Source organism: Streptomyces sp. NPDC005202 (assembly GCF_040608235.1).
GTDB lineage: Bacteria > Actinomycetota > Actinomycetes > Streptomycetales > Streptomycetaceae > Streptomyces.
The window spans coordinates 56,502-77,737 of record NZ_JBEXHW010000010.1; the positions used below are offsets into that span (position 1 = coordinate 56,502).

At 72.7% G+C, this 21,236-nt stretch carries 19 protein-coding genes and 2 pseudogenes; 9 read left to right on the forward strand and 12 right to left on the reverse strand.

What is annotated here, in order from left to right:
- The first annotated feature begins 145 nt into the window (after nucleotides 1-145).
- Both ABZV31_RS17455 and ABZV31_RS17460 read left to right on the forward strand, forming a co-directional pair.
- Entirely contained in the window at nucleotides 146-1,276 is a 1,131-nt protein-coding gene (locus ABZV31_RS17455) for an NADH:flavin oxidoreductase (RefSeq protein ID WP_355894262.1), read from the forward strand.
- Between the two features lie 113 nt (nucleotides 1,277-1,389).
- Nucleotides 1,390-2,213 (forward strand): annotated as a pseudogene (locus tag ABZV31_RS17460) (MFS transporter); the annotation flags it as partial.
- Nucleotides 2,214-2,236: 23 nt separating this feature from the next.
- Here the strand turns inward: ABZV31_RS17460 and ABZV31_RS17465 are convergent.
- From ABZV31_RS17465 to ABZV31_RS17480, 4 genes are all read right to left on the reverse strand, one after another.
- The gene (locus tag ABZV31_RS17465) at nucleotides 2,237-2,818 is read right to left on the reverse strand and encodes a hypothetical protein (protein WP_355894264.1); all 582 of its coding nucleotides are present in this window, start codon (nucleotides 2,816-2,818) and stop codon (nucleotides 2,237-2,239) included.
- Between the two features lie 5 nt (nucleotides 2,819-2,823).
- Nucleotides 2,824-3,813, reverse strand: coding sequence for a hypothetical protein (locus ABZV31_RS17470; RefSeq protein WP_355894267.1), 990 nt, complete (start codon nucleotides 3,811-3,813; stop codon nucleotides 2,824-2,826).
- Nucleotides 3,814-4,042: 229 nt separating this feature from the next.
- Nucleotides 4,043-4,252 carry a DUF397 domain-containing protein gene (locus ABZV31_RS17475; protein ID WP_355894269.1) on the reverse strand — a complete coding sequence of 70 codons (210 nt, stop codon included), beginning with the start codon at nucleotides 4,250-4,252 and terminating at the stop codon, nucleotides 4,043-4,045.
- Entirely contained in the window at nucleotides 4,236-5,075 is an 840-nt protein-coding gene (locus ABZV31_RS17480) for a helix-turn-helix transcriptional regulator (protein ID WP_355894272.1), read from the reverse strand. Before ABZV31_RS17480 ends, ABZV31_RS17475 begins: the two co-directional genes overlap by 17 nt.
- Before the next feature lie 111 nt (nucleotides 5,076-5,186).
- On the opposite strand from ABZV31_RS17480, the gene ABZV31_RS17485 reads away from it, so the two are divergent.
- Nucleotides 5,187-5,435 (forward strand): hypothetical protein, encoded by a 249-nt coding sequence (locus ABZV31_RS17485; protein WP_355894274.1) that lies wholly within the window; start codon nucleotides 5,187-5,189, stop codon nucleotides 5,433-5,435.
- Nucleotides 5,436-5,783: 348 nt separating this feature from the next.
- Here the strand turns inward: ABZV31_RS17485 and murQ are convergent, their stop codons facing one another.
- Together murQ and ABZV31_RS17495 are read right to left on the reverse strand one after the other, a co-directional pair.
- Complete coding sequence (murQ, locus tag ABZV31_RS17490; RefSeq protein ID WP_355894277.1) at nucleotides 5,784-6,719, reverse strand: N-acetylmuramic acid 6-phosphate etherase; 936 nt, start codon at nucleotides 6,717-6,719, stop codon at nucleotides 5,784-5,786.
- A 228-nt stretch (nucleotides 6,720-6,947) separates the two neighbouring features.
- Nucleotides 6,948-7,892 carry a MurR/RpiR family transcriptional regulator gene (locus ABZV31_RS17495; protein WP_355894279.1) on the reverse strand — a complete coding sequence of 315 codons (945 nt, stop codon included), beginning with the start codon at nucleotides 7,890-7,892 and terminating at the stop codon, nucleotides 6,948-6,950.
- Between the two features lie 56 nt (nucleotides 7,893-7,948).
- Between ABZV31_RS17495 and ABZV31_RS17500 the strand changes: the two genes are divergently transcribed.
- Nucleotides 7,949-8,332 carry a hypothetical protein gene (locus tag ABZV31_RS17500; RefSeq protein WP_355894282.1) on the forward strand — a complete coding sequence of 128 codons (384 nt, stop codon included), beginning with the start codon at nucleotides 7,949-7,951 and terminating at the stop codon, nucleotides 8,330-8,332.
- Between the two features lie 25 nt (nucleotides 8,333-8,357).
- Entirely contained in the window at nucleotides 8,358-8,636 is a 279-nt protein-coding gene (locus ABZV31_RS17505) for a DUF4031 domain-containing protein (RefSeq protein WP_355894284.1), read from the forward strand.
- On the opposite strand, the gene ABZV31_RS17510 is transcribed toward ABZV31_RS17505, so the two are convergent.
- Together ABZV31_RS17510 and ABZV31_RS17515 are read right to left on the reverse strand one after the other, a co-directional pair.
- Nucleotides 8,618-9,685 carry a GNAT family N-acetyltransferase gene (locus ABZV31_RS17510; RefSeq protein ID WP_355894287.1) on the reverse strand — a complete coding sequence of 356 codons (1,068 nt, stop codon included), beginning with the start codon at nucleotides 9,683-9,685 and terminating at the stop codon, nucleotides 8,618-8,620. The genes ABZV31_RS17505 and ABZV31_RS17510 overlap by 19 nt on opposite strands.
- A gap of 28 nt (nucleotides 9,686-9,713) precedes the next feature.
- Entirely contained in the window at nucleotides 9,714-10,367 is a 654-nt protein-coding gene (locus tag ABZV31_RS17515) for a hypothetical protein (RefSeq protein WP_355894289.1), read from the reverse strand.
- Between the two features lie 48 nt (nucleotides 10,368-10,415).
- On the opposite strand from ABZV31_RS17515, the pseudogene ABZV31_RS17520 reads away from it, so the two are divergent.
- A pseudogene (locus tag ABZV31_RS17520) lies at nucleotides 10,416-11,118 on the forward strand (maleylpyruvate isomerase family mycothiol-dependent enzyme).
- Nucleotides 11,119-11,321: 203 nt separating this feature from the next.
- On the forward strand, nucleotides 11,322-12,020 hold the full coding sequence (locus tag ABZV31_RS17525; protein WP_355894292.1) for a copper homeostasis protein CutC: 699 nt from the start codon (nucleotides 11,322-11,324) through the stop codon (nucleotides 12,018-12,020).
- A gap of 23 nt (nucleotides 12,021-12,043) precedes the next feature.
- Here ABZV31_RS17525 and ABZV31_RS17530 read toward each other — a convergent pair whose 3' ends face one another.
- Entirely contained in the window at nucleotides 12,044-12,226 is a 183-nt protein-coding gene (locus ABZV31_RS17530) for a hypothetical protein (protein ID WP_355894295.1), read from the reverse strand.
- 710 nt (nucleotides 12,227-12,936) lie between these two features.
- Nucleotides 12,937-14,976, reverse strand: coding sequence for a UvrD-helicase domain-containing protein (locus tag ABZV31_RS17535; protein WP_355894595.1), 2,040 nt, complete (start codon nucleotides 14,974-14,976; stop codon nucleotides 12,937-12,939).
- 432 nt (nucleotides 14,977-15,408) lie between these two features.
- Between ABZV31_RS17535 and ABZV31_RS17540 the strand changes: the two genes are divergently transcribed.
- Both ABZV31_RS17540 and ABZV31_RS17545 read left to right on the forward strand, forming a co-directional pair.
- Nucleotides 15,409-15,591 carry a hypothetical protein gene (locus tag ABZV31_RS17540; RefSeq protein WP_355894297.1) on the forward strand — a complete coding sequence of 61 codons (183 nt, stop codon included), beginning with the start codon at nucleotides 15,409-15,411 and terminating at the stop codon, nucleotides 15,589-15,591.
- A gap of 17 nt (nucleotides 15,592-15,608) precedes the next feature.
- Nucleotides 15,609-16,793: a glycosyltransferase 87 family protein gene (locus ABZV31_RS17545; protein WP_355894299.1), complete on the forward strand. Its 1,185-nt coding sequence runs from the start codon at nucleotides 15,609-15,611 to the stop codon at nucleotides 16,791-16,793.
- Here the strand turns inward: ABZV31_RS17545 and ABZV31_RS17550 are convergent.
- Nucleotides 16,751-18,394 (reverse strand): DNA repair helicase XPB, encoded by a 1,644-nt coding sequence (locus ABZV31_RS17550; protein WP_355894302.1) that lies wholly within the window; start codon nucleotides 18,392-18,394, stop codon nucleotides 16,751-16,753. The genes ABZV31_RS17545 and ABZV31_RS17550 overlap by 43 nt on opposite strands.
- A gap of 238 nt (nucleotides 18,395-18,632) precedes the next feature.
- Complete coding sequence (locus ABZV31_RS17555) at nucleotides 18,633-21,167, reverse strand: helicase C-terminal domain-containing protein (protein ID WP_355894305.1); 2,535 nt, start codon at nucleotides 21,165-21,167, stop codon at nucleotides 18,633-18,635.
- Nucleotides 21,168-21,236 lie beyond the last annotated feature (69 nt).

Here is a 21,236-nt window from a genome sequence, read left to right on the forward strand (position 1 = left end):
GTGCCGCCCTCGGGCGTGTTCCGGATCACAGCAAGTGGCGCCGGACGGCGGAATGCCGTACCGGGTGGGGCAGTTGACGCCTGTGTGCAGTAATGCGCGTGCACATACCAGCTGGTACTCATCACGCCTCCGAGGAGTCCGCCACGTGACCGCCACCGCAACCGAGTCCGCTTCCCGCGCGGCCCGCATCCTGTCCCGTCCTCTCACGCTGAACGGCCTCACCGTCCCCAACCGGATCGTGATGGCGCCCATGACGCGCATGTTTTCGCCGGGCGGCGTCCCCGGGGAGGACGTGGTGTCGTACTACGCCCGCCGCGCCGCCGCGGGCGTAGGGCTGATCGTCACCGAGGGCACCTACGTCGGGCACGAGTCGGCAGGGCAGAGCGACCGCGTGCCGCGGTTCCACGGGGAGGAGCAGCTCGCGGGATGGGCGAAGGTCGCCGAGGCCGTGCACGCGGCGGGCGGCAGGATCGTGCCGCAGCTGTGGCACATCGGCATGGTCCGGCAGCAGGGCCAGCCGCCGTTCCCGGACGCGCCCGCGGTCGGCCCCTCCGGGCTGCGCATCGACGGCACCGAGGGCACGGGCCGGGCGATGACGCAGCAGGACATCGATGACGTCATCGGCGCGTTCGCCGAGGCGGCCGCCGCCGCGGAGCGCATCGGCTTCGACGGGGTGGAGCTGCACGGCGCCCACGGCTACCTGCTCGACCAGTTCCTGTGGGCGGGCACCAACCGCCGTACGGACGCCTACGGCGGCGACGCGGTGGCCCGGACGAAGTTCGCGGCGGAGATCGTGGCGGCGGTCCGCGAGGTTGTCTCGCCGGAGTTCCCGGTCATCTTCCGCTACTCGCAGTGGAAGCAGGAGGCGTACAACGCGCGGCTCGCCGAGACCCCGGAGGAGCTGGAGGCGATCCTGACCCCGCTGGCGGCGGCCGGCGTGGACGTCTTCCACGCCTCCACGCGCCGCTACTGGCTGCCGGAGTTCGAGGGCTCGGACCTCAATCTCGCGGGCTGGACGAAGAAGCTGACCGGCAAGCCGGTCATCACCGTCGGCTCGGTCGGCCTCGACGGCGACTTCATCAGGGCGTTCCAGGGCGAGGGCGCCGCGGTGGGCAGCCTCGACAACCTCCTCGACCGCCTGGAGCGCGACGAGGTCGACCTGGTGGCCGTGGGTCGCGCCCTGCTCCAGGACCCGGAGTGGGCGGCGAAGGTCCTCGGCGGCCGCTTCGACGAGCTGAAGCCGTACGACCCTGCGGCGCTGAAGACGCTGAGCTGAGCCGGTACCTGACGGCACGAGGTCGGCGCCTCCCGCAGGTGGGAGGCGCCGACCTGCTGCTTGCACGACACCTGCACGTTCCGGCGCAGTACGCATATTTCCATTGCTTAAGGCACGTGCTGTTCTGGACCTCGGCCGGCCTGGGAGTCGTCGCGGCGGTCCTGGTGCTGAGCCTCGTACCGGAGTCGAAGGTGGGCACGGGCGGCCGGTTCGACCTGGTCTGAGCGGTGGGCATGGCGGTCGGCCTGGTCTGCCTGCTCCTGGCGATCTCCAAGGGCGCCGACTGGGGCTGGGCCGGCGGCATGACCCTGGGCCTGTTCGCGGCCGCCGTCGTGGTGCTCCTGTCGTGGGGCTTCTTCGAACTGCGCATCGAGGCCCCGCTGGTGGACCTGCGCACCACCGCCCGCCGACAGGTGCTGGTCACCAACCTCGCCTCGGTGGCAATCGGCTTCGCGATGTTCTCGATGTCCCTGGTCATCCCGCAGCTGCTGCAGATGCCCGCGCAGACCGGTTACGGCCTGGGCAAGTCGCTGCTGGCGTCCGGCCTCGTCATGGCACCGTCCGGCCTGGTGATGATGGCGGTCGCCCCGGTGTCCGCGACCGTGTCCCGGGCCAAGGGCCCGAAGGTGACGCTGATGATCGGCGCGCTGATCCCGCCTCCGAGACGGGCGCCGCCAACAGCCTCAACACCCTCATGCGGTCCATCGGCACGTCGACCGCCAGTGCGGTCGCGGGTGTCGTCCTGGCCCACATGACGACGCAATTCGGCTCCTACGCGCTGCCCTCCGAGAACGGCTTCAAGACCGTCCTGGCCGTAGGTGCCGACGCCGCCCTGCTCGGCTTCCTCGTCGCCTCCTTCATCCCGCGGCAGCGTCCTGCGGCGGTGGGGGAGCCGGTGGCGGCCGGGGAGACGGCGGCCTCGGAAGCGAAGGTGTGACGACGTCGCGTAGGACCTGGTTTCTAGAGGTTCCCCAGCGGCTCGATGTCGACCCGTACCGGCGTGCCCCAGACCCGCACCACCTCGTAATCGGTGAACTCGTGCACCAGCCGGTAGGCCATGGCGGCACGGGGCCCGCGGCGCTGGGCGGCGATGTACAGCTCCGCCTCGCGGCGGTCCCGGCGCGGGGTGCCGCACAGCTGCCACTCCCGCCCGTTCCACAGCTCCGGCAGCCAGCGCTGCTGGGGCTGTGGCCGGTCCCCGCGCACGCCGTACCGGGACGGGGCGGGGGCGGTGGGCTCGGCGGCGGGCCGGGTGTACGGATAGGAACCGTTGACGTCGGAACGGCGGGCGGCCCGGCGCCGAGTCTCGCACAGCAGGCACAGGTCGGGGGCGCTCTCGTCGACGGGGCCGTTGGGGTGCTCGGGGCACCGGGTCGCCGGGGCCGCGGTGGTGACGCTCTCGTCCAGCAGGTCGAGGGCGCGCCGCACATCCGCCTTGATCTCGTGCAGCTTGGCGTCGGGGGTGTCGCCGGTGAGGGCCTCGCCGTGCTCGCCGAGGAGGCGCAGCGCACGGCCGAGGGCGGTCAACTGGGCATGGTTCATCGTCGTCAGTCGGCGTAGTCCTTGAGCTTTTCGGTGTCGAGCCTGACCCGCACCGGGTCGGGCAGCTCGACGGTCGCCCCCCAAGGGTAGGACGGGGACTGCTGATAGCGGCCGTCCTTCGGTCTTCCTCGCCGCCGAGGCATCGCGGCGCGGATTCCGGCCGCGTAGGCGTGCACCGCGGTGGCGGGTACGGGTGCGTTGCTGCGCGCGGTGGCTCGCTCGCCCCGGCACGTGCCGCACATGCCGCCCGGCAGTGCCTCCGGACGGCCCGGGACGCCGCACTCGGCGCATTCGAGGAGCCGGAAGGGGCGGCGTGGAGGCTGCGGTGCGGGCGGCTCGGGAGGGAGCTTGTCGGTCAGTCGCCTGCGGACCAGGGCGGCGGGGTGGTGGACCGGGGTGGGCAGGCCGGAGGTCAGGGCGTGGAGTACGGCGTCGTCCGTGGCGCCCCTGGCGAACCACTCCGTCAGCAGCGGGGCGAGTTCCACGCATTCGGCCTGGGAGAGGGACAGAGCGGGTGCCGTGCGGCCCAGGGCGGCAAGGAGGATGTGGGCGCGGGAGCGGGTCGGGCGGGGCGGGCCCGGTGCCGGCTCCTCGCGTACGTCGCCCCGTGTGAACGCCGCCCACCAGTCGTCGTCTCGTGCCGTACGGGAGAACCACGATCGGGTGATCCAGCGGGAGCCGCCTGAGTTCGCCGCCACACGCTCCCGGCCTCGGCGCAAGTGGCCGGTCCGCTGGAGGTGGTTGAGGGCCGTGCGCAGCGCGCACTGCCCGTACGGAAGCGTCTTGGCCGGCGTCTTCACGGAGATGTCGGCGCCGTCGGGGAGACGGTCGATGTACGCGGCGATGGCGGCTTCGCGGGGTGGGAGGTGGGCGAAGTCGTTTCGGGAGCGGGCAAGTTGGTCGGGCGCCGAACGCTTGCCGTAACCCGGATTGGCCATCGAGTGCGGGGACGCGTGCGCGGGCAGGTGGGCGGGGCTGAGCTGGCCGTCAGCCATGGGATCGACTCTCTCTCGATCTCGTCGGTCAGGCCCCCGCAGGTGTTGGCGCACCTGACGGGGGCTATGCGTTGTGCGGGACGTCAGAGCCTTGTCACTGTGCGTGGCAAGTCGAACGCGCCAAGTCAACTCGCCGGGGTGGGAGGGTGGGTTGAGACCCTCCACCCATTCCTTGAAAAGTGCGCTCGGGGTTCGGCGTTTGAGCTTCGGGCCACTCGGGATCGGGCGTTCAGCCGGCCGACTTCACGTCCGCGACGAACGCCGACCAGGCCTCCGCCCGGAACACGAGCTTCGGGCCACGGGGGTTCTTGGAGTCGCGGACGGGGACGACGGTAGGGAAGTCGTGGGTCACTTCCAGGCAGTTGCCGCCGCTGCCGCCGCTGTAGCTGGACTTGCACCAGGTGGCCCCGGCCAGGTCGTACTCAGGGATGCTCCTCATGGGCGTAATCCTGCGCCATCGCCTCGATCAGGGCCAGGGAGTTCTCCGGCGAGCGTGCGCAGGCCGTGAGGAGTTCGTAGGTGAGCCGCTGGTGCTTGACGGTGGCCGGGTCGTCCTCCAGCCGCCCGGTGCCGACGCCCTCGAAGTAGACCCGCGGAGGCGCGTCCTCGAAGTCCATCAGCTTGAGGGAGCCCTCCATGGCCGGGTGCGCTCCCGCGTCGAACGGCAGTACCTGGACGATGACTCGGTTGCGGCGGACCAAGCCGACGACGTGCTTCAGGGCCTGAGCCATCACCTCGGACCCACCGGTCACCCTGCGCAGTGCGGCCTCGTCGATCACCGCCCACAACAAAGGCTCTGTTGGATCGTCGAAAATGCGCGCTCGCTCCACCCGAGCTGCCACCAACTCGTCGATCTCACCCTCCGGTGCCGTTGGCCGGTAGGCGCGGCACACGGCTCGTGCGTAGGCGGGTGTCTGCAGCAACCCCGGAATCAGCATCGGCGCGTACTCCCGGATCGCCGTGGCGACCGCCTCCGCCTCCGCCGCCTCCGCAAAGTGCTGCGGATATCGCGACTTGGCCGCCGCCCTGCAGTTCCGTGCGAAGAAGTCGTCCGTCCCCAGCACCTCGTCCAGCATGCGCGCGTACTCGGGCTGCATCCGCCGCGTTCCCGCCTCCAGCTGGCCGATGAACGAGCCGCTCACGAACAGCCGTTGCCCCAACTCCTCCTGGCTGAGGCCGGCCTTCTCGCGGGCGTGCCGTAGCTCGGCGCCCAGCAGGGCCCGCGGGGATGAGGAGGGGTCGAGGTCCCTCGGTCCGGGCATGGGCAGCTCCCTGTCGAACAGCAGAAATTGTTGGGGCGCCGGATGTGGCCAGGCTAGCCTCTCGTCGGACACTCTGTGTGGCGAAATGGCAACTCAGCGTGGAGGTAGGGAATGGTGCGGTCCACCGAAGAGATCGTGGAGTCGTTGCGGGCGGCCCTGGAGGCGGTCGGTGTCGTACTGCCGTCGCTGTGCGTCGACCCGGTGACCGGCGCGAGCGACGAGCCGTTCGCCCTGGTCGACCTGGGGCGCTGCAACGTCCGTACGGCCGAGCACTTGACGGACGTGCTGCGAGCGATGCCGACGAGTGAGGAACTGCGGGCGCGCGCACGGCGGCTGAACCGGGAGTCGCGACTGCCGTGAGTCGCCGCCGGTAGGTCCAGTATCCCAGCGCGCGGCGGCCTCTGTCACCGTTCTCCGGAATGCTCTCTGTGTGCCGTATGCGGCTTTAGGGTGGTCGAGACCCGGGCAACGCACGCACCACACGGAGGAGTTGAGCAGTGCCCCATGATGTCGCCGCCCTGGCGGACGAGCTCCTGCGCATGGCCGAGGCGGACAACCGGGCCACCGCCCGCGCGAACAGCGACGACCCGGCCGACCGGTTGGCGTGGCACCGCCCGACCGCGCGGCACGGGGACCGGCTGGCGGCGGTGGGGGAGGATCCTGGCGGCCGTGGAGACAGGGTTCGTGCGCGCGCCCCGAGCGTGCTCGTCAGCCCTTCGCCGCTGCCAGCGCGGCACGCAGATGGCCGCCGGACTCCTCCAGAAGGCGGGCCGCCGTCGGGCCGTCGACGTCGGCCAGGAGCGTCAGGATCGCGTTCTTCACCTCGCCGTCGGTGGCTGCGAGCGCCTGTTCGATCTCGTCGTCCGCCGCGCCCGTCGCGAGGGCGACGATACGGCGGGAGCGGGCGCGCAGCTTGTCGTTCGAGGCCCGTACGTCGACCATCAGGTTCCCGTAGGTCTTGCCCAGGCGGATCATCGTGATCGTCGAGAGCATGTTCAGGACCAGCTTCTGGGCCGTGCCGGCCTTCAGCCGGGTCGAGCCGGTGAGCAGTTCCGGGCCGACGACGATCTCGATGCCGTGCTCGGCGGCGGCCGCCAGCGCACTGTCCGCGTTGCAGGCGAGGCCGATCGTGAGCGCGCCCAGTTCCCGGGCGTGTTCGACCGCGCCGATGGCGTACGGGGTGCGGCCGGAGGCCGAGATGCCGACCACCGTGTCCTCGGGCGTGAGGCCGAGCGCGTTGAGGGCCTCGACCGCCAGTTCTCTGGAGTCCTCCGCGCCTTCGACGGAGGTCACCATGGCCTCGGGGCCGCCCGCGATCAGGCCGACGACCTGCGACGGGTCCGTGTTGAAGGTGGGCGGGCACTCGGAGGCGTCGAGGACGCCGAGGCGGCCGGCGGTACCGGCGCCGGCGTAGATCAGCCGGCCGCCCCGCGCCATCCGCTCCGCCACGGCGTCGATCGCGGCGGCGATCTGCGGCAGCCGATCGGCGACGGCGGTGGGCACGGTCGCGTCCTCGGCGTTCATGAGCCGTGCGATCTCGAGCGTGGGCAGCCGGTCGATCTCGGACAGCTCCGGGCGGAACGCCTCGGTCGTCAGCGTTTCCAACTCGGCGCGCAGCTCACGGTAGTGGGACGTGGAGGTCATGAGGGGGCGACTCTCTTCGTGCGGTACGACTGCCAGTGCGGGCGATCCGACTGCTCGGTGGCTCGGCGATCCGGGCGCTTCGGCGACGGGGTGGCGGTTGTCGGGGTGGCGGTTGTCGGGGTGACGGTTGTCGGGGTGGCGGTTGTCGGGGTGACGGTTGTCGGGGTGGCGGTGACGGGGTGACAGTGACGGTGACGGGGGTGGGCTCGGTCTGGAGGACGGGTGGGCCTAGCGCTGCGTTCCGCCGCCCCGCGGGCTGTGACGGTGGGCCAGCGCCTCGTACGACGCGGCGAGCGCCGGCGCGGCCGTCTCGTACGTCCGCTGCGCCACGCCCACGAACAGGCAGTCCACGACGAGCAGTTGGCTGGTCCGGGAGGACATCGCCGCCGGGCGCAGCTCGCTTTCGCGGGCCGTGGAGGTGGTCAGGACGTGGTCGGCGTACTGCGCGACGGGCGCGTCGGGCCGGCCGGTGATGGCGACGGTGGTCGCGCCGCGTTCGAAGGCGACCCGCAACGGCTCGATGACGTCTCCCGTCGACCCCGAGTGGGTGATCGCGATCGCCACGTCGCCCGCGCGCAGTTGCACCGCGTTGGTGACGGCGAGGTGCGGGTCGCTGTGCGCGTGCGCTATCAGCCCTATGCGCAGCAGCTTCTGGGTGAGGTCCTGCGCGACCAGGCCGGAGGCGCCGATGCCGTACACGTCGGTGCGGCGGGCGGCGGCGAGCGCGGTGACGGCCGCGCCGAGCTGCACGGTGTCGAGTCCGGCGGCGGTGTCGGCGAGGGTCTGCTGCTCGTCGTAGGCGAGTTTGGCCACCACATCCGCGATCGGGTCGTCGACTGCGATGTCGGTGGTGATGGCGGGGGCGCGGCCGGACTGCTGCTGGGCGGCGAGACCGGCGAGGGCGAGGCGCAGGTCGCGGTAGCCGGGGTAGCCGAGCAGGCGGGCGGTGCGCACGACGGTCGCCTCGCTGGTGCCGGTGAGCTCGGCGAGGCCGGTGACCGTGAGGGCCGCGCAGCCGGCCGGGTCGCTCGCGACGGCCTCGGCGACGCGCTGCATGGAGCGGGTCATGGACGGGGCGAGCGTCCGTACCTTGGCCGAAAGGGCGGCGGGCGCGGGGGGTGCGGCGCCCGGGCTGCCCGTGCCTGCGAAAATTTCCTTCACGTCCTGGGTCACATTATGAAAGATATTTTCTGTTCGGAGGCGCGGTCAAGAGTGCGCACAATGGAGGCATGGACCCCGTCAGCCCCCTGGAGCAGGCCCTGCACGCGGCGCGCGCCCTCGTGCTCGCCGACTTGGTCGCGGGTGACGTCGCCGATGCGGACGTGGTCTCGCTCGTGGAAGACTCCGTCGCCCAGCGCCGCTGGTGGGTGGAGCAGTGGCCGGACGGCGCGGCGTACGTGGCCGGCCTGGTCGCGCAGGACGTCCAGGACGCGCTCCTCGAGCGGTACGGCCGCTGGCCGCTGTGCCCGGTGTGCGGCTCCGGCGACCCGCACGCGCTGGACGTCGAGCCCGAACTGGGCCCCGACCCGCACTGGGTGTGCCCCAAGGCGGGAGTGAAGGTGGCGCCGGTGGGGACGCTGGCGGAGGCGACGGGAGGGGAGCCGTCCTCGTGACGGTCTCCGGCGCGGCGGTGGCGCCGTGACGATCTACATCGACCCGCCGAGCTGGCCCGGACACGGCCGCATGTGGTCCCACCTCGTCAGCGACGTCTCGTACGGCGAACTGCACGCCTTCGCCGAGCAGTTGGGCGTGCCCCGCCGAGCCTTCGAACGCGACCACTACGACCTCCCCTCCCACCGGTACGCGGACGCGGTGTCGGCCGGAGCGGTCGAGGTCAGCAGCCGGGAAGTGGTCCGGCTGCTGTACGCATCGGGGCTGCGCCGCCCCAAGGGGCGTGCTCAGCCACGCAGTTCGTAGGCGAGCTGCTCCTCGTCCTCGCTCACCTGGACGAACCCGGCGCGTGAGACCACGCGCTGCGAGGGGAGGTTGTCCCGGTCGACCCTTGCGAACAGCACCCGTACGTCGTCCCGGGCCAGGGCCCAGGCCGACAGGGCGCGCAGCGCCTCGGTGGCGTAGCCCTGGCCGCGGGCGGTCTCGGCGAGGTCGTAGCCGACCTCCGCCCGGCCCTCCTCGTCGGGGGCACCGTGGAAGCCCATTCCGCCGATCGCCTGGCCGTCCTGTCGCCGTACGAGCACGAACAGACCCCACTCGGGCCGGTGCGTACCGCCCTCGTACGCCTTCGCGACCATCCCGGCGGCCTCCCGCGTGCCCTCGAAAAGGCCGCCGTCGATCCACGCGAAACCGCCGTCTCCGCCCAGCCGCAGATCGTGTGCCGCCGCGGGCGTGACGCCCTGCAGAGTGAGGCGTTCGGTGGGAAGGACCAGGTTGTTGTGCCAGCGCCACTCGGTGACCGGGGCGCGGCCGGGCAGGTCACCGCGGCCGGTCGCCCACAGCAGGGTGGGCCAGGGCGCCGGGCCGGGCTGGACCTGCGGGAAGATCCGGGTCAGGACGTCCTCGCACAGCTCGGCGGGCGGCTCGTACGCCAGCCCGAGGCCCTCGGCGATGTCGTGCGTGTGCAGCAGTACTTCCGCGACGCCCATCGCGGCGAAGCCCTCGCGGTTCGCGCTGCGGAAGGGGTACGGGTGGAAGGCGCGCGCCTCGCGCGGGGCGGTGCGGACGGCGGCCGCGAGCAGGGCGCCGGTCGTCTCGATCACGTCCAGGGCGCCCGCGTTGTCGGTGCCCTCGTCGAGGGTGATCTCGAAGGGGACGTACGCGGTCTGCGCCCGCCCGGCCAACTGCCCCGCATACGCGATGAGATCGCTTGCGATGTGCTCGGCGGTCCGCCGGCAGCTCCACTCCATCCGCCCGGCCCGCACCTTCTCCCAGTCCCGGTCCGTCACCGTCCGCAGCAGCGCCACGGCGCCCGCGACGGCCTCCTCCACCTGTTCCCCGCCCCATTCACCCATACGGCGCAGGGTAGGGGTGCCGGAGGCCTCAGAGCGACAGCATTTCCAGCTCGGAGCCGATGTTGTAGCGGGCCGTCTGCTCCCACGTCGTCTCCCCGTACGGGGTCCGGAACAGGCGGGGCAAAGCGAGGAGCCGGCGCAGGATCGCGGCGCGGCCCTCGCGGAAGGCGTCGTTCGGGACGAAGTGGTACTCCTCGCGGACGGCGGCCGTGTAGGCGGCGTACGCGGACGGGGGCGAGGCGAGGATCGCCAGGTCGGCGTCGCACAGGACCTGGCCGTTGCGGTCGTCGTCGGCCGGGTCGTGGGTGAGGGTGAGGCGGACCAGGCGGGCGGCCTCCGCGGTTTTCCGGCCGCAGACCCCGGCCTCGGGGAGCGCGCGTTCGGCCAGGCGGGCCGAGCGTTCCTCGTTCTCGGAGCGGTCGGGGCGGTAGACCGCGTCGTGGAACCAGGCCGCCAGCCGGACCACGTCCGGGTCGTCCGCGTACTGCTCCAGGACGTCGATGTGGTCGAGGACCGCGATGAGGTGCGTGAGCGTGTGGTACCGCCGCTGCGGCTCCTGCCAGCGGGCGAGCAGGTTGTCGGCGTACGGCACCGGGTCGGGGCCGTTGCCGGGACCCCGGGCGCCCTCCAGGGCGCGGGTCCAGCGGCGGCGCAGGGCGTCGGGATCGGCGTGATCGGCCATGTGCTCATTCTCCCGTCGGGGGGGCGTGTGGCCCCTAGCGTGGAGCCCATGACTTCTGCTGACGTGCACGAGGTACGGGACCCCGAGCTGCCCGGGCGGCTGCTCACGAGCGAGCGGGACACGGTGATCCCGCTGCTGCGGGCCAGGCCGCACGCGGACTTCGCGCTGCCGACCGCCGCGTGTCCGGGCTGGAGGGTGCGGGACGTGCTGGCGCACTGTTCGGCCACGCTGCTCAGGGTCGTGGAGAGCCGGTTCGAGAAGGGCGTGTTCTCGCCCGAGTCCAACGACCGGGACGTCGCCGAGCGGGCCGACTGGACCAACGCCCAGGTCGTCGACAAGCTGCAACGCGGGATGACCCAGGCCGGGCCGGTGATCGCCAAGGCCGGCGGGGTGCTGGACATGATCGCGCTCGGCATGGGGGTCCCCCACGCCGTTTTTTAAGGCAGTGGGGGAGGGTGCACGCCGGTGACGTGCGCGAGACCTTCGGCGAGCCGGGGGGCGTACGCAGGGAAGGGCTGCCGTACGTGCTTCCCCTCCTCGTCGGGTCACCCGCGAGAAGGGCCACCTGCCGTTGCACGCCGACCTCGACGACGTGGACGAACCGCTCAGGTTCGGTGACGTGAGCGGGGAGCGGACCCCGGCGCGCTACATCGGCGACGCCGCCACGCTCGTACGGCTGTACGCGGGGCGTCCGGTGCCGGCGTACGAGCTGGCGGGCGCGGAGAAGGGCGAGCTGAACCTCTTCGGGTGATCTGGGCGGGGACCTGTCGGTGAGCTGGTCGGTGATCTGGCCGGTGATCTGGCCGGTGACCTGTTCGGTGAGCTGGTCGGGGACCTGTTCGGGTCTGTTCGGTGAGCTGATCGCGCACCCGTCCTCGGCCTTCGGCCCCTTCGGGCGTACCCTGAGATTGGACTAGACCTGTCCGCGCCAGGGGAACCAACGAAAGGGGTCCTATGAGCACGCGTGCAGTCCTGGAGGTGATCGCCCTCGACACCGAGGACGCGGTCGCCGCCCAGGCCGGAGGCGCGGACCGCCTCGAGCTGGTCACCGACATGGCGGCCGACGGGCTCACCCCGTCGACCGAGACCTTCGCCGGGATCCGCGCCGCCGTCGACATCCCGCTGCGCGTGATGCTGCGGCTTGCGGACGGGTTCGCCGCGGACGACGTCGACCGGCTGGTCCGGGTCGCGGGGGAACTGCGGGCCGCGGGGGCCGAGGAGTTCGTGCTCGGGTTCCTCGACGCGGAGGGCGGCGTGGACCTGGCCGCCGTGGAGCGGGTCGTCACCGCACTGAACGGATGCCGTTGGACTTTCCACCGGGCGATCGACCGGGCCGCGGACCGGGATGCGCTGCGGAAGCAGCTGGACGGGGTGCCCGGGCTGGACACCTACCTGACGGCGGGGGCTGCCGGGGGTGTGGACGACGGGCTCCCCACGCTGGTCGCCGAGGCGGCGCGGAGTGGGGAGCCCGGGTACGAGCAGCGGATCATGGTGGGTGGGGGTCTGCGGCTCGATCATGTGCCGCGGCTTCGGGCCGCCGGGATCGACGCGTTCCACATCGGCGGGGCGGCTCGGCCTGCCGGGTGGGACGGGCCGGTTTCCGCCGAGGCGGTGGCGGAGTGGCGGGCGGTGCTGGACGCCCAGGCCGGTTAGCGTTTCTGCCCCCTGCGGCGTCGTCACCTCAGAGGGTGCAGGCACAACTCCGTCGTGCCGTCCTTGCTGTACTCGGGGTGAGCGATGTAGTCCCCGGCCGGACACGACCCGTCCCCCGGGTCCGTGACGCGGAACTCGGCGTCGGAGGAGCCACAGGGCACGCTCTTGAGGTCCTGGCGCTCCAGGTGCCGTCGTTGCGGGCACACGATCCGACCGTCAGGGGCTGGTGGTCACTCCCGTCCGGCCCGGCCAACAGGCCGATGACCATGAGCAGCGGAACGGCGAGGACCAGCAGGGCGAGCCCGGCCAGGGGGACGAGGGCCACCAGACCGGCCGGCCGCCTGAACACCGGCCGGCCCGGGTCCAGCGACGGCCGCCACCCGGCCGTGACAGGTGCGGGGATGCTCCGTATCCCGGACAGAGCGCTGAGGTTGACCAGCAGGGTGACGGGTGTGATGACCGCCGACAGCGGACCCCACCAGCCCGGCACCAGGGTGTCCGACTGCATCTGCCGGAAGACGGCCAGCGCGCATGTGCGGCAGAAGACGCCTTGACGCCGCAGGAACCGCATGATCACCAGCATGCCCTGATGGCCGCGGACCGTCACCGGTGCGGCAGGCGTCGCTCCGCACGCCTCGCATGCGGCCGTCGGCCCGCCGCCGGCACGGCGCCGCCGTACTGCTGCGGCCGGGTGGGAGGGGGCGGGTACGGCCCGGGAGCCTGCTGGTATGCGGGATGCGACGGGTACGGGGGCGCGGGCGAGCCGGAGGGGCCGGTCGGGAACGGCGAGGGGGAGGCAGGGGGCGGCGCGCTCAACGAAAGCCTTTCCAGGGCGACATGACAGAACGGCACAGCACCCTACTTGCCGCCCTTCCTCCTCCCGAGGGGCGGTCGCCCGCCCTCATCGGGCACTGGTTCAGGGGGTCTGCCCCGCGGTGTCCTGGGCGAGTTGCGGGGGCAGCGGGGCCGCGTGGGTCACGATCAGGCCCGACACCGCTCGGGTCAGGGCCACGTACAGCCGGCGCAGGCCGGTGCGCTCGTCCGGTTCGCCGTCGACCACGGCCTGCGGCTCGTCGAGGACCACGTAGTCGTACTCCAGGCCCTTGGCCAACGAGGCCGGGACCAGGGTCAGCCGGGTCTCCCGGGTCGTCTCCTCGCCGGGGTCCAGATACGTGAGTCCGGCCACCGTGAGCGCCTCGGCGAGGGCCGGTACACGGGCGTCGGCGGCGATGAGGCCGATCGAGCCCTCGTTGCGCAGCAACTCCTCACACGCCCCCACCACTTCGGCGTCGTCGGCGATCGTACGGACCTCGAAGAAGCCGGGGTTCTCGCGCACGGACGCGACCGGCGTCAGGCCCGGCGCGATGTACGGCAGCAGGCGGGAGGCGTACGTGATGACGTCCGTCGGCACGCGGAAACCGGCCGTCAGCTCCTCGACGCCACCGTCGGGCTTGCCGAGGTGGGCGAGGGCCTCCTCCCACGTGCGGGTCGCCCAGGGCGTGGTGCCCTGCGCCAGGTCGCCGAGGACGGTCGCGGAGCCGGTGGTGCAGCGGCGGCCGACGGCCCGGTACTGCATGGGGGAGAGGTCCTGCGCCTCGTCCAGCACCACGTGCCCCAGGGAGTGCGTCCGCTCCACCAGGTCGGTCGCCTCGTCGATCAGCACCGCGTCCGCCGCCGACCACTTGGCGGACTGCACCGACCGCACGGGCCTGGCCCACAGGATCGTCTTCTGCTCCTCATCGTTGAGGATCCCGTCCGCGTGCTCGGCGAGGAAGTCCGCGTCCGTCAGCAGCCGCAGCACGAGCTTCGCCGGGTCGACCGGCGGCCAGATCGCCTTGACGGCGGCCTTTACCGCGGCGTTGCGGGCGACGGCGTCCTGCACGCGGTCGTCCGGGGCCTCGCCCGAGCGTTCCATCTGCACCAGCACGGCGTGCGCGATGCGCTGCGGCAGGGCCTCCCGGGCCGCGCCGTACCGGATGCCGCGGTCCAGCAACTCGCGGACGATGTCCTCGAGTTCGTATGCCGGGACGCGCCAGCGGCGCGAGCCGCGCACCACCACGACCGGTTCGGACGGCATGGTCACGTGGGAGTACACGGCCCGCCTGAGCACCTCTGCCATCCGCGCGTCGCCCTTGACGATCGCCGCCGCCGCGTCGTCCGTGCCCCGGATCTCGACGTGGGCCACCAGGTCGTCCACCGTGGCCTGCCGGACCGTCAACTCACCCAACGCGGGCAGCACTTGCTCGATGTAGTGCAGGAAGGACCTGTTCGGCCCGATGACCAGGGTGCCGGTGCGGGCGAGCCGCTCGCGGTGGGCGTAGAGCAGGTAGGCGACCCGGTGCAGGCCGACGGCGGTCTTTCCGGTGCCGGGGCCTCCCTGCACGCAGACCGTGCCCGACAGGCCGGACCGTACGATCTCGTCCTGCTCGGGCTGGATGGTGGCCACGATGTCCCGCATCGGGCCGACGCGCGGGCGCTCGATCTCCTGCTGGAGCAGCTTGCTGGTGGTGGCCGCCTCGGCCGGGTCGGACAGGTGCTCGTCCTCGTACGCCGTCAGGTCGCCGCCGGTGTAGCCGAAGCGGCGGCGCAGCGCGATGTCCATCGGGTCGTTCTTCGACGCCCGGTAGAACGGCTGCGAGACCGGCGCACGCCAGTCGATCACCATCGGGTCGCCGTCCGCGTCGTGCACGTGCCGGCGCCCGATGTAGAAGCGCTCTTCCTCCCGGTGCCCACCGCCGCCCTTGCCGGAGGCGCTTCGCGCCGCCCCCTTCGACGCGCCCTCGGCCTGGTCCGCGCCGGGTGCGTGCAGGTAGTCGAGGCGGCCGAAGAACAGCGGGGTGTCGCTGAGGTCGGCCAGCGCCTTGATGCGTTCGTCGATCTGGCGGGCGAGGACCTCGGCGTTGACCCAGTTCGCGGTGACGTCGCTGATGTCCAGCGACTCGACGTCCTCGCGCATCGCGCGCAGGGCGGCCCGGGACGCGGCGAGGTGGGACCGTTCGCGGGCGAGGGGGTCGTCGGCGGGGCGTGCGGGGCCGGCGGGCGTGGACAAGGGGGTGCCTCCGGAAGACCTACGGGACAGGCGGCTGCGGGATGCCGACCCGTTTCCGTCCGGTCAGACGATGCGGCGGCCCGCAGGGCCTCGGTTGACAGTGGTGGTGGGTGACGGGCGGGCACTCCGTGAGGGAGGCGTGCAAGAGCGGAGATTCTAGGTCGGCGGGGGCGGCGGAGGCCAACGGATTTCCCGCCCCGCACTCCGGGCTTCGCCCCCTAGGGGCGACCGTCCCTCCGGTGTAGGGGGTGTGGTCCCTCCAGAGGGGTACGTGTAGGGCGAGGAGGTTGGCCCTGAAGGCCGATGCCCGCCTTGTGTCCCGACATCCACCATTGAGTCATGAGCGCAGCAATGATCACCCCAGCTCCCGCCGCCCGGCCGGCCGGCGCCACGGCCGTCCAGGGCAGCCACCACCACCGTCTGGGCGACGCCCTGCGCGCCCTCAGGGTCTTCGCGGGCGCCGCGTTCGACGTGATCATCCTCGGCGAGTACGGCGAGGAGGCGGGCATACGCCACAAGTGACCAACTAGGGTCGGTCCGTGCCAGAACGGACGGTGGCCCTCCGGTCACGTGCAGCAACGCCCCTTGTCCTCCTCGCCGTCTCCCTGTCCGCCCTCGCGGTCCTGTGCGTCACCCAGCACATTCGGATGACCGACGCGCTGGTGTACCAGGCGGAGGGCCAAGCCGTCGTCCACGGTCGTGACCTCTACCGCTTCACGGTCACCCAGTGGCGACTGTCGGCCACGTACCCGCCCTTCGCGGCGGTGCTGTTCGTGCCGACGGCGTGGATCCCCGTCCCGGTTCTGAAGGCGGCGTTCCTCGCGGGCAACGCGCTCCTGCTCGCCTGTCTCGTCCGCCTCTCCGCCCGCCTCGCCGGCCGCCCGGCCGGCCTCCCGCTGCTGTGTACGGCCACGGCCTTCACCGTCTGGCTGGAGCCGGTCTTCCAGACGTTCCTGTACGGCCAGATCAACCTCGCGATCACCTGCCTGGTCCTCTGGGACCTCACCAGACCCCCCGGCGCCCGCGCCAAGGGCGCCGCGCTCGGGGTCGCGGCCGGAATCAAGCTCACCCCGGGCCTCTTCGTCGCGTACCTGCTTCTGCGGGGGCGCAGAGCCGAGGCGGCCACGGCGACGGCCGCATTCGCCGCGACGGTCGCCGTCGGCGGCCTCGTTCTCCCCGCGGCCAGTGTCGACTTCTGGACCCGCCGCCTCTTCGAGACCGGCCGGGTGGGCAGGCCCTGGATCATCGACAACCAGTCCCTCCAGGGCCTGGTCGCCCGCGCGCTGCGGGACCCGGGGCCGGGCCTCGCCTGGGTGCTGCCGTCGGTCGCGGTGGCCGCCGTCGGCCTGTGGCTCGCGCGCCGGGCCCCTGACGAGCAGTGGGGCATCCTCCTGACCGCCGTCACCGCCCTGCTCGTCTCGCCGATCAGCTGGTCCCACCACTGGGTGTGGTGCGTCCCGCTGATCGCCGTACTCCTGGCCGAGGGCCGCCGCCGGTGGGCGGCGCTCACGGCGGCCCTCTTCACAGCCCGCACGATGTGGCTGGTCCCGCACGACGGCGACCTGGACCTGCACCTGTCCTGGTGGCAGCAGCCACTGGCGTCGCCCTACGTGCTGCTGGGGCTGGCCCTTCTGGCAGGGGCCGTCCTCCGGTTCCGCTCGGCCACCGCAGTGGCCGAGGATCAGCTCTCCGCCAGGATCTCGTCCGCGTCCACGATACGGTAGGCGTAGCCCTGTTCCGCCAGGAAGCGCTGGCGGTGGGCGGCGAAGTCCTGGTCGATCGTGTCCCGCGCCACCACCGAGTAGAAGTGGGCCTGGTGGCCGTCGGCCTTCGGCCGCAGCACCCGCCCCAGCCGCTGGGCCTCCTCCTGCCGTGACCCGAAGGTCCCGGACACCTGGATGGCGACCGTGGCCTCCGGCAGGTCGATGGAGAAGTTCGCGACCTTCGACACCACCAGCACGCTGATCTCGCCCTCGCGGAAGGCGTCGAAGAGCCTCTCGCGCTGCGTGTTGGACGTCTCGCCCTTGATCACGGGGGCGTTCAAGTGCTCGCCCAGCTCGTCGAGTTGGTCGATGTACTGCCCGATGACGAGGATCTGCTGGCCGGCGAAGCGGCGGACCAGCGCCTCCGTTACCTTCCGCTTGGTCGCGGTGGTCGCGCAGAAGCGGTACTTCTCCTCGGTCTCGGCCGTGGCGTACGCCAGCCGCTCGGACTCCGTCAGGTTGACCCGGACCTCGACGCAGTCCGCGGGCGCGATGTAGCCCTGCGCCTCGATCTCCTTCCACGGCGCGTCGAACCGCTTCGGCCCGATGAGGGAGAACACGTCCGACTCGCGGCCGTCCTCCCGCACCAGCGTCGCCGTCAGCCCCAGCCGCCGCCGCGCCTGCAGGTCCGCGGTGAACTTGAAGACCGGCGCGGGCAGCAGGTGCACCTCGTCGTAGACGATCAGCCCCCAGTCCCGGGAGTCGAACAGCTCCAGGTGCGGGTAGATGCCCTTCCGCTTGGTCGTCAGCACCTGGTAGGTGGCGATGGTGACCGGCCGGATCTCCTTCTTGGTGCCGCTGTACTCGCCGATCTCGTCCTCGGTCAGCGACGTCCGCTTCACCAGCTCGTGCTTCCACTGCCGGGCGGAGACGGTGTTCGTCACGAGGATCAACGTCGTCGACTTCGCCTGCGCCATCGACCCGGCACCGACCAGCGTCTTGCCGGCGCCGCAGGGGAGGACGACCACGCCCGATCCGCCGTGCCAGAAGTTCTCCACGGCCTGCTTCTGGTAAGGCCGGAGCGCCCAGCCGTCCTCGCGCAGCTCGATCGCATGCGCCTCGCCGTCGACGTACCCGGCGAGGTCCTCGGCGGGCCAGCCCAGCTTCAGCAGTACCTGCTTGATCTGCCCGCGCTCGGAGGGGTGCACGGCCACGGTGTCCGGGTCTATGCGGGCACCGACGAGCGGAGCGATCCGCTTGGACTTCAGGACCTCCTCCAGGACCGGCCGGTCGGTGGTGGTCAGGACCAGCCCGTGCGCCGGGTGCTTGCTGAGGGTCAGCCGGCCGTAGCGGTCCATCGTCTCGGCGATGTCGACGAGCAGCGCGTGCGGCACGGGGTAGCGGCTGTACTGCATGAGCGCGTCCACGACCTGCTCGGCGTCGTGCCCGGCCGCGCGCGCGTTCCACAGGCCGAGCGGGGTGACCCGGTAGGTGTGGATGTGCTCGGGTGCCCGCTCCAGCTCCGCGAACGGGGCGATCGCCCGGCGGCAGTCGTCGGCCTGCTCGTGGTCGACCTCGAGGAGCAAGGTCTTGTCGGACTGGACGATCAACGGACCATTCACGCGCGGCTGCCTTTCTGCATGGCTCTGCCCGGCCAAACGTCCAGTGTGCCCTACCGGCCGGTGATCACGAGGGTCGCCGACGGCTGGCGGGCGCGGACCCGTTCTCGCCCGGTTTCCTGCGGCTGGCGGGCGCGGACCCGTTCTCGCCCGGTTTCCTGCGGCTGGCGGGCGCGGACCCGTTCTCGCCCGGTTTCCTGCGGCCGGCGGGCGCGGATCCGTCCCCGCCCGCGCACCTGGTTCAGATCTGGTCGTCCGCGAGCTCGGCCACTCCGGTGACCCGGTGCAGCGGGTACGTGCGGACCTCGTCCGCGGTGTGGTCGTACGCCGTCACGAAGCCGCCCTCGACGCGGATCGGCGCGATGACGCGCTGGCTGGCGGCGCCCTCGGCGTTGACGTAGCCGATCCACAGGGCCTGGCCGGTGAGGACGGCGGCCTGCATGGTGGCGAGTGTCTCGGCGGAGTTGGTGCGGGGCAGCTCGCCGTCGGCCACCGGGGCCACGGTCGGCTTGCGCGGGGCGGTGGAGGCCAGGTCGCCCGCCCGGATCGCGCGGATCGCGGCGGACAGAAGGGTGGCGTCGGGGGGCGGCGGGCCGTCCGGGACCGGTTCGGGGGCGGTGCGGGGCGGGGTGCGGTGGGCACGGGCGCGGGTGATCAGGACATCGCCCTCGGCGGACTCGGCGGCCGGGGCGTAGCCCATGGCGCGCAGCCCCTCCAGCAGCGTCGCCGGATCAGACTGGGCGGCCAGCACGGTCGGCGCGAGGCGGCGCAGGCGCAGGGCGGCGGACCGCTTGTCGGCGAGGATCTCGTTCAGCAGCGCGTCGTCGTCGCAGCGGACGTACGCCGAGGCGGCGCCGACCCGCAGGTGGCCGTGCCGGCGGGCCACGTCGTCGATGAGGTACGTCAGCGGCTGCGGAACCGGCGTACGGGAGTGCGCGGCGAGGAAGGCGTGCAGGTCGGCTGCGGTGCGGCCGGCGTCCAGGGCCCGTCGTACGGAGGCCGGCGTGAAGCGGTAGACGGTCGCGCCGCCCTTCGACTCCACGTCCGCGAGCACGCCCAGCATGTCGGCCAGCGGGCGCTCCAGCGGGCCGGGGGCCACCGCCGTGAGGTCCGCCTGGAGCAGGAGGTGGTCCAGGGGTTCGGGGAGGAGCGGGGCGAGGATGCGGGCGGCCGCCGCGGCGGCGGTGGCCTGCTCGGCGGGGGAGAGGGGTTCCAGAGGGGCCGGTGGGTGGTGGTGGACGGGGAGCTTGTCACCGGGCCCCGTGGGCTCGGTCTCCTTCTCAGGGGTCTTCGCGGGCGGGGCCCCGAGCAGCGCCCGCCCGTGGGCGGACAGCGCGCCCCGGCCCGTGATCCCGAGCAGCTCCGCCTCGGACAGCGCCCACCGGGCGAGGCGGCTGCGCAGGTCGTCGTCCCGCTGGGGCGAGCGCAACGGACGCTCCCAGCGCAGCCGGGCCAGCACGGACTCGCGGGACGGCGCGGTGCCCTCCGGCAGCCCGGCCAGCAGGGTCAGCACCCGGTGCCGTACCTCCGGCGCCGCAGAGCGGTCCAGCCCGGGGCCCAGCGCCGACAGCGCCCGGTCCTTCGCGTCCCGCCCGCCGACCAGCCCCGGCGTCCGCGTCGCCGCCAGCCACGCCTGAGCGAGCTGCGCCCAGCGCTCGGCTGCGGGCTTCTCCAGCCACTCGTCGTACGCCGGGGTTGCCGCATACCGCTCGTCCGCCTCTCCGTCGGACGCGAGCAGACCGGCGGCGTACGCGAGCTCGACCCAGAAGGCGGCCACCGGTTCGGACACGTCGAGGGCGACGGCCGTGCGCTTCAGGTCGCGCACGCTCAGGCCGCCCGCGCGCAGCACGTTCGGCCCGCCCTCGTCCCAGTTTTTCAGCAGCTCCTCGACGGTGGCCAGCGCGGTGTGGGCCTGCCCGGCCGCCGTCGCGTCCACAGCCTGTGGACGGTGCACCGCGGCCGCCTCGACGGGTGGCGGCACGGGCTCGGGCGTGCGGTGGGCGCGGCCCTGACGCAGGTGCAGGGCCACCTCCCGGGGCAGTACGACCGTGCCGGGTGCCGTCGGCAGCAGCAGACCGCGGTCGAGCAGCCAGCGCAGCCGCGGCGCGGGGTAGGGAGTGACCTGGCCGTAGGGCGGGCCCCACACCAGGCGGTTCAGTACGTCTAGGGAGTCGGCCGGGGCCTCGGCCAGCAGCGCGGCCATCCGCTCCCGGTCGGTGAACAGGGCGGTGAGCGAGGCCACGGCGGAGACGGAGTCGTGGGTCGAGGGCAGGCCGACGGTGGTGACGAGCTCCTGGATCCGCCCCGGCGACATGCCCGCCGTCGCCTCCTGGACCGTCGGGCCGAGCCCCGTCGGGGACGGGTGCTGCGGCGACGGAGCGAGCAGCTCGCGGGCCGTGCGCACCAGGCGCAGCCGGTCGTCGCCGCCCCAGACCAGGGCCTGCCCGCGCAGGGTGCCGAGGGCGCGCGGCAGCGCGGCGGCGACGGCGGGATCACCGTCGTCCCCGGCCATCAGGCCGAGCAGTTCGTCGTACGTCGCCGGGTCCGCCGCGACGGCCAGCGCCTCCGCCGTCTGCAGAGCGAACCGGTCCAGCCGCTCCAGGGCACGGACCACCGAGGCGCGGGTCCCGGCGCGGGTGGCGAGCTGCGTGAGGTCGGTCGGAACCGGCGTGATGAGATCGGGACGGCTGCGCAGGAGCGCGGCCAGGAAGGCGTCGTCCCTCGCGCGGAGCGCTTCCGCGAGGGAACGGGGGGCCGCCGGTTTCTCATCGCTCATCCGACCCACGTTAGCGGGTTGCCTCCGGGGGTTGAGCCGAAGCGTGCGGGGTCGGTGGCGGGCGCGTCC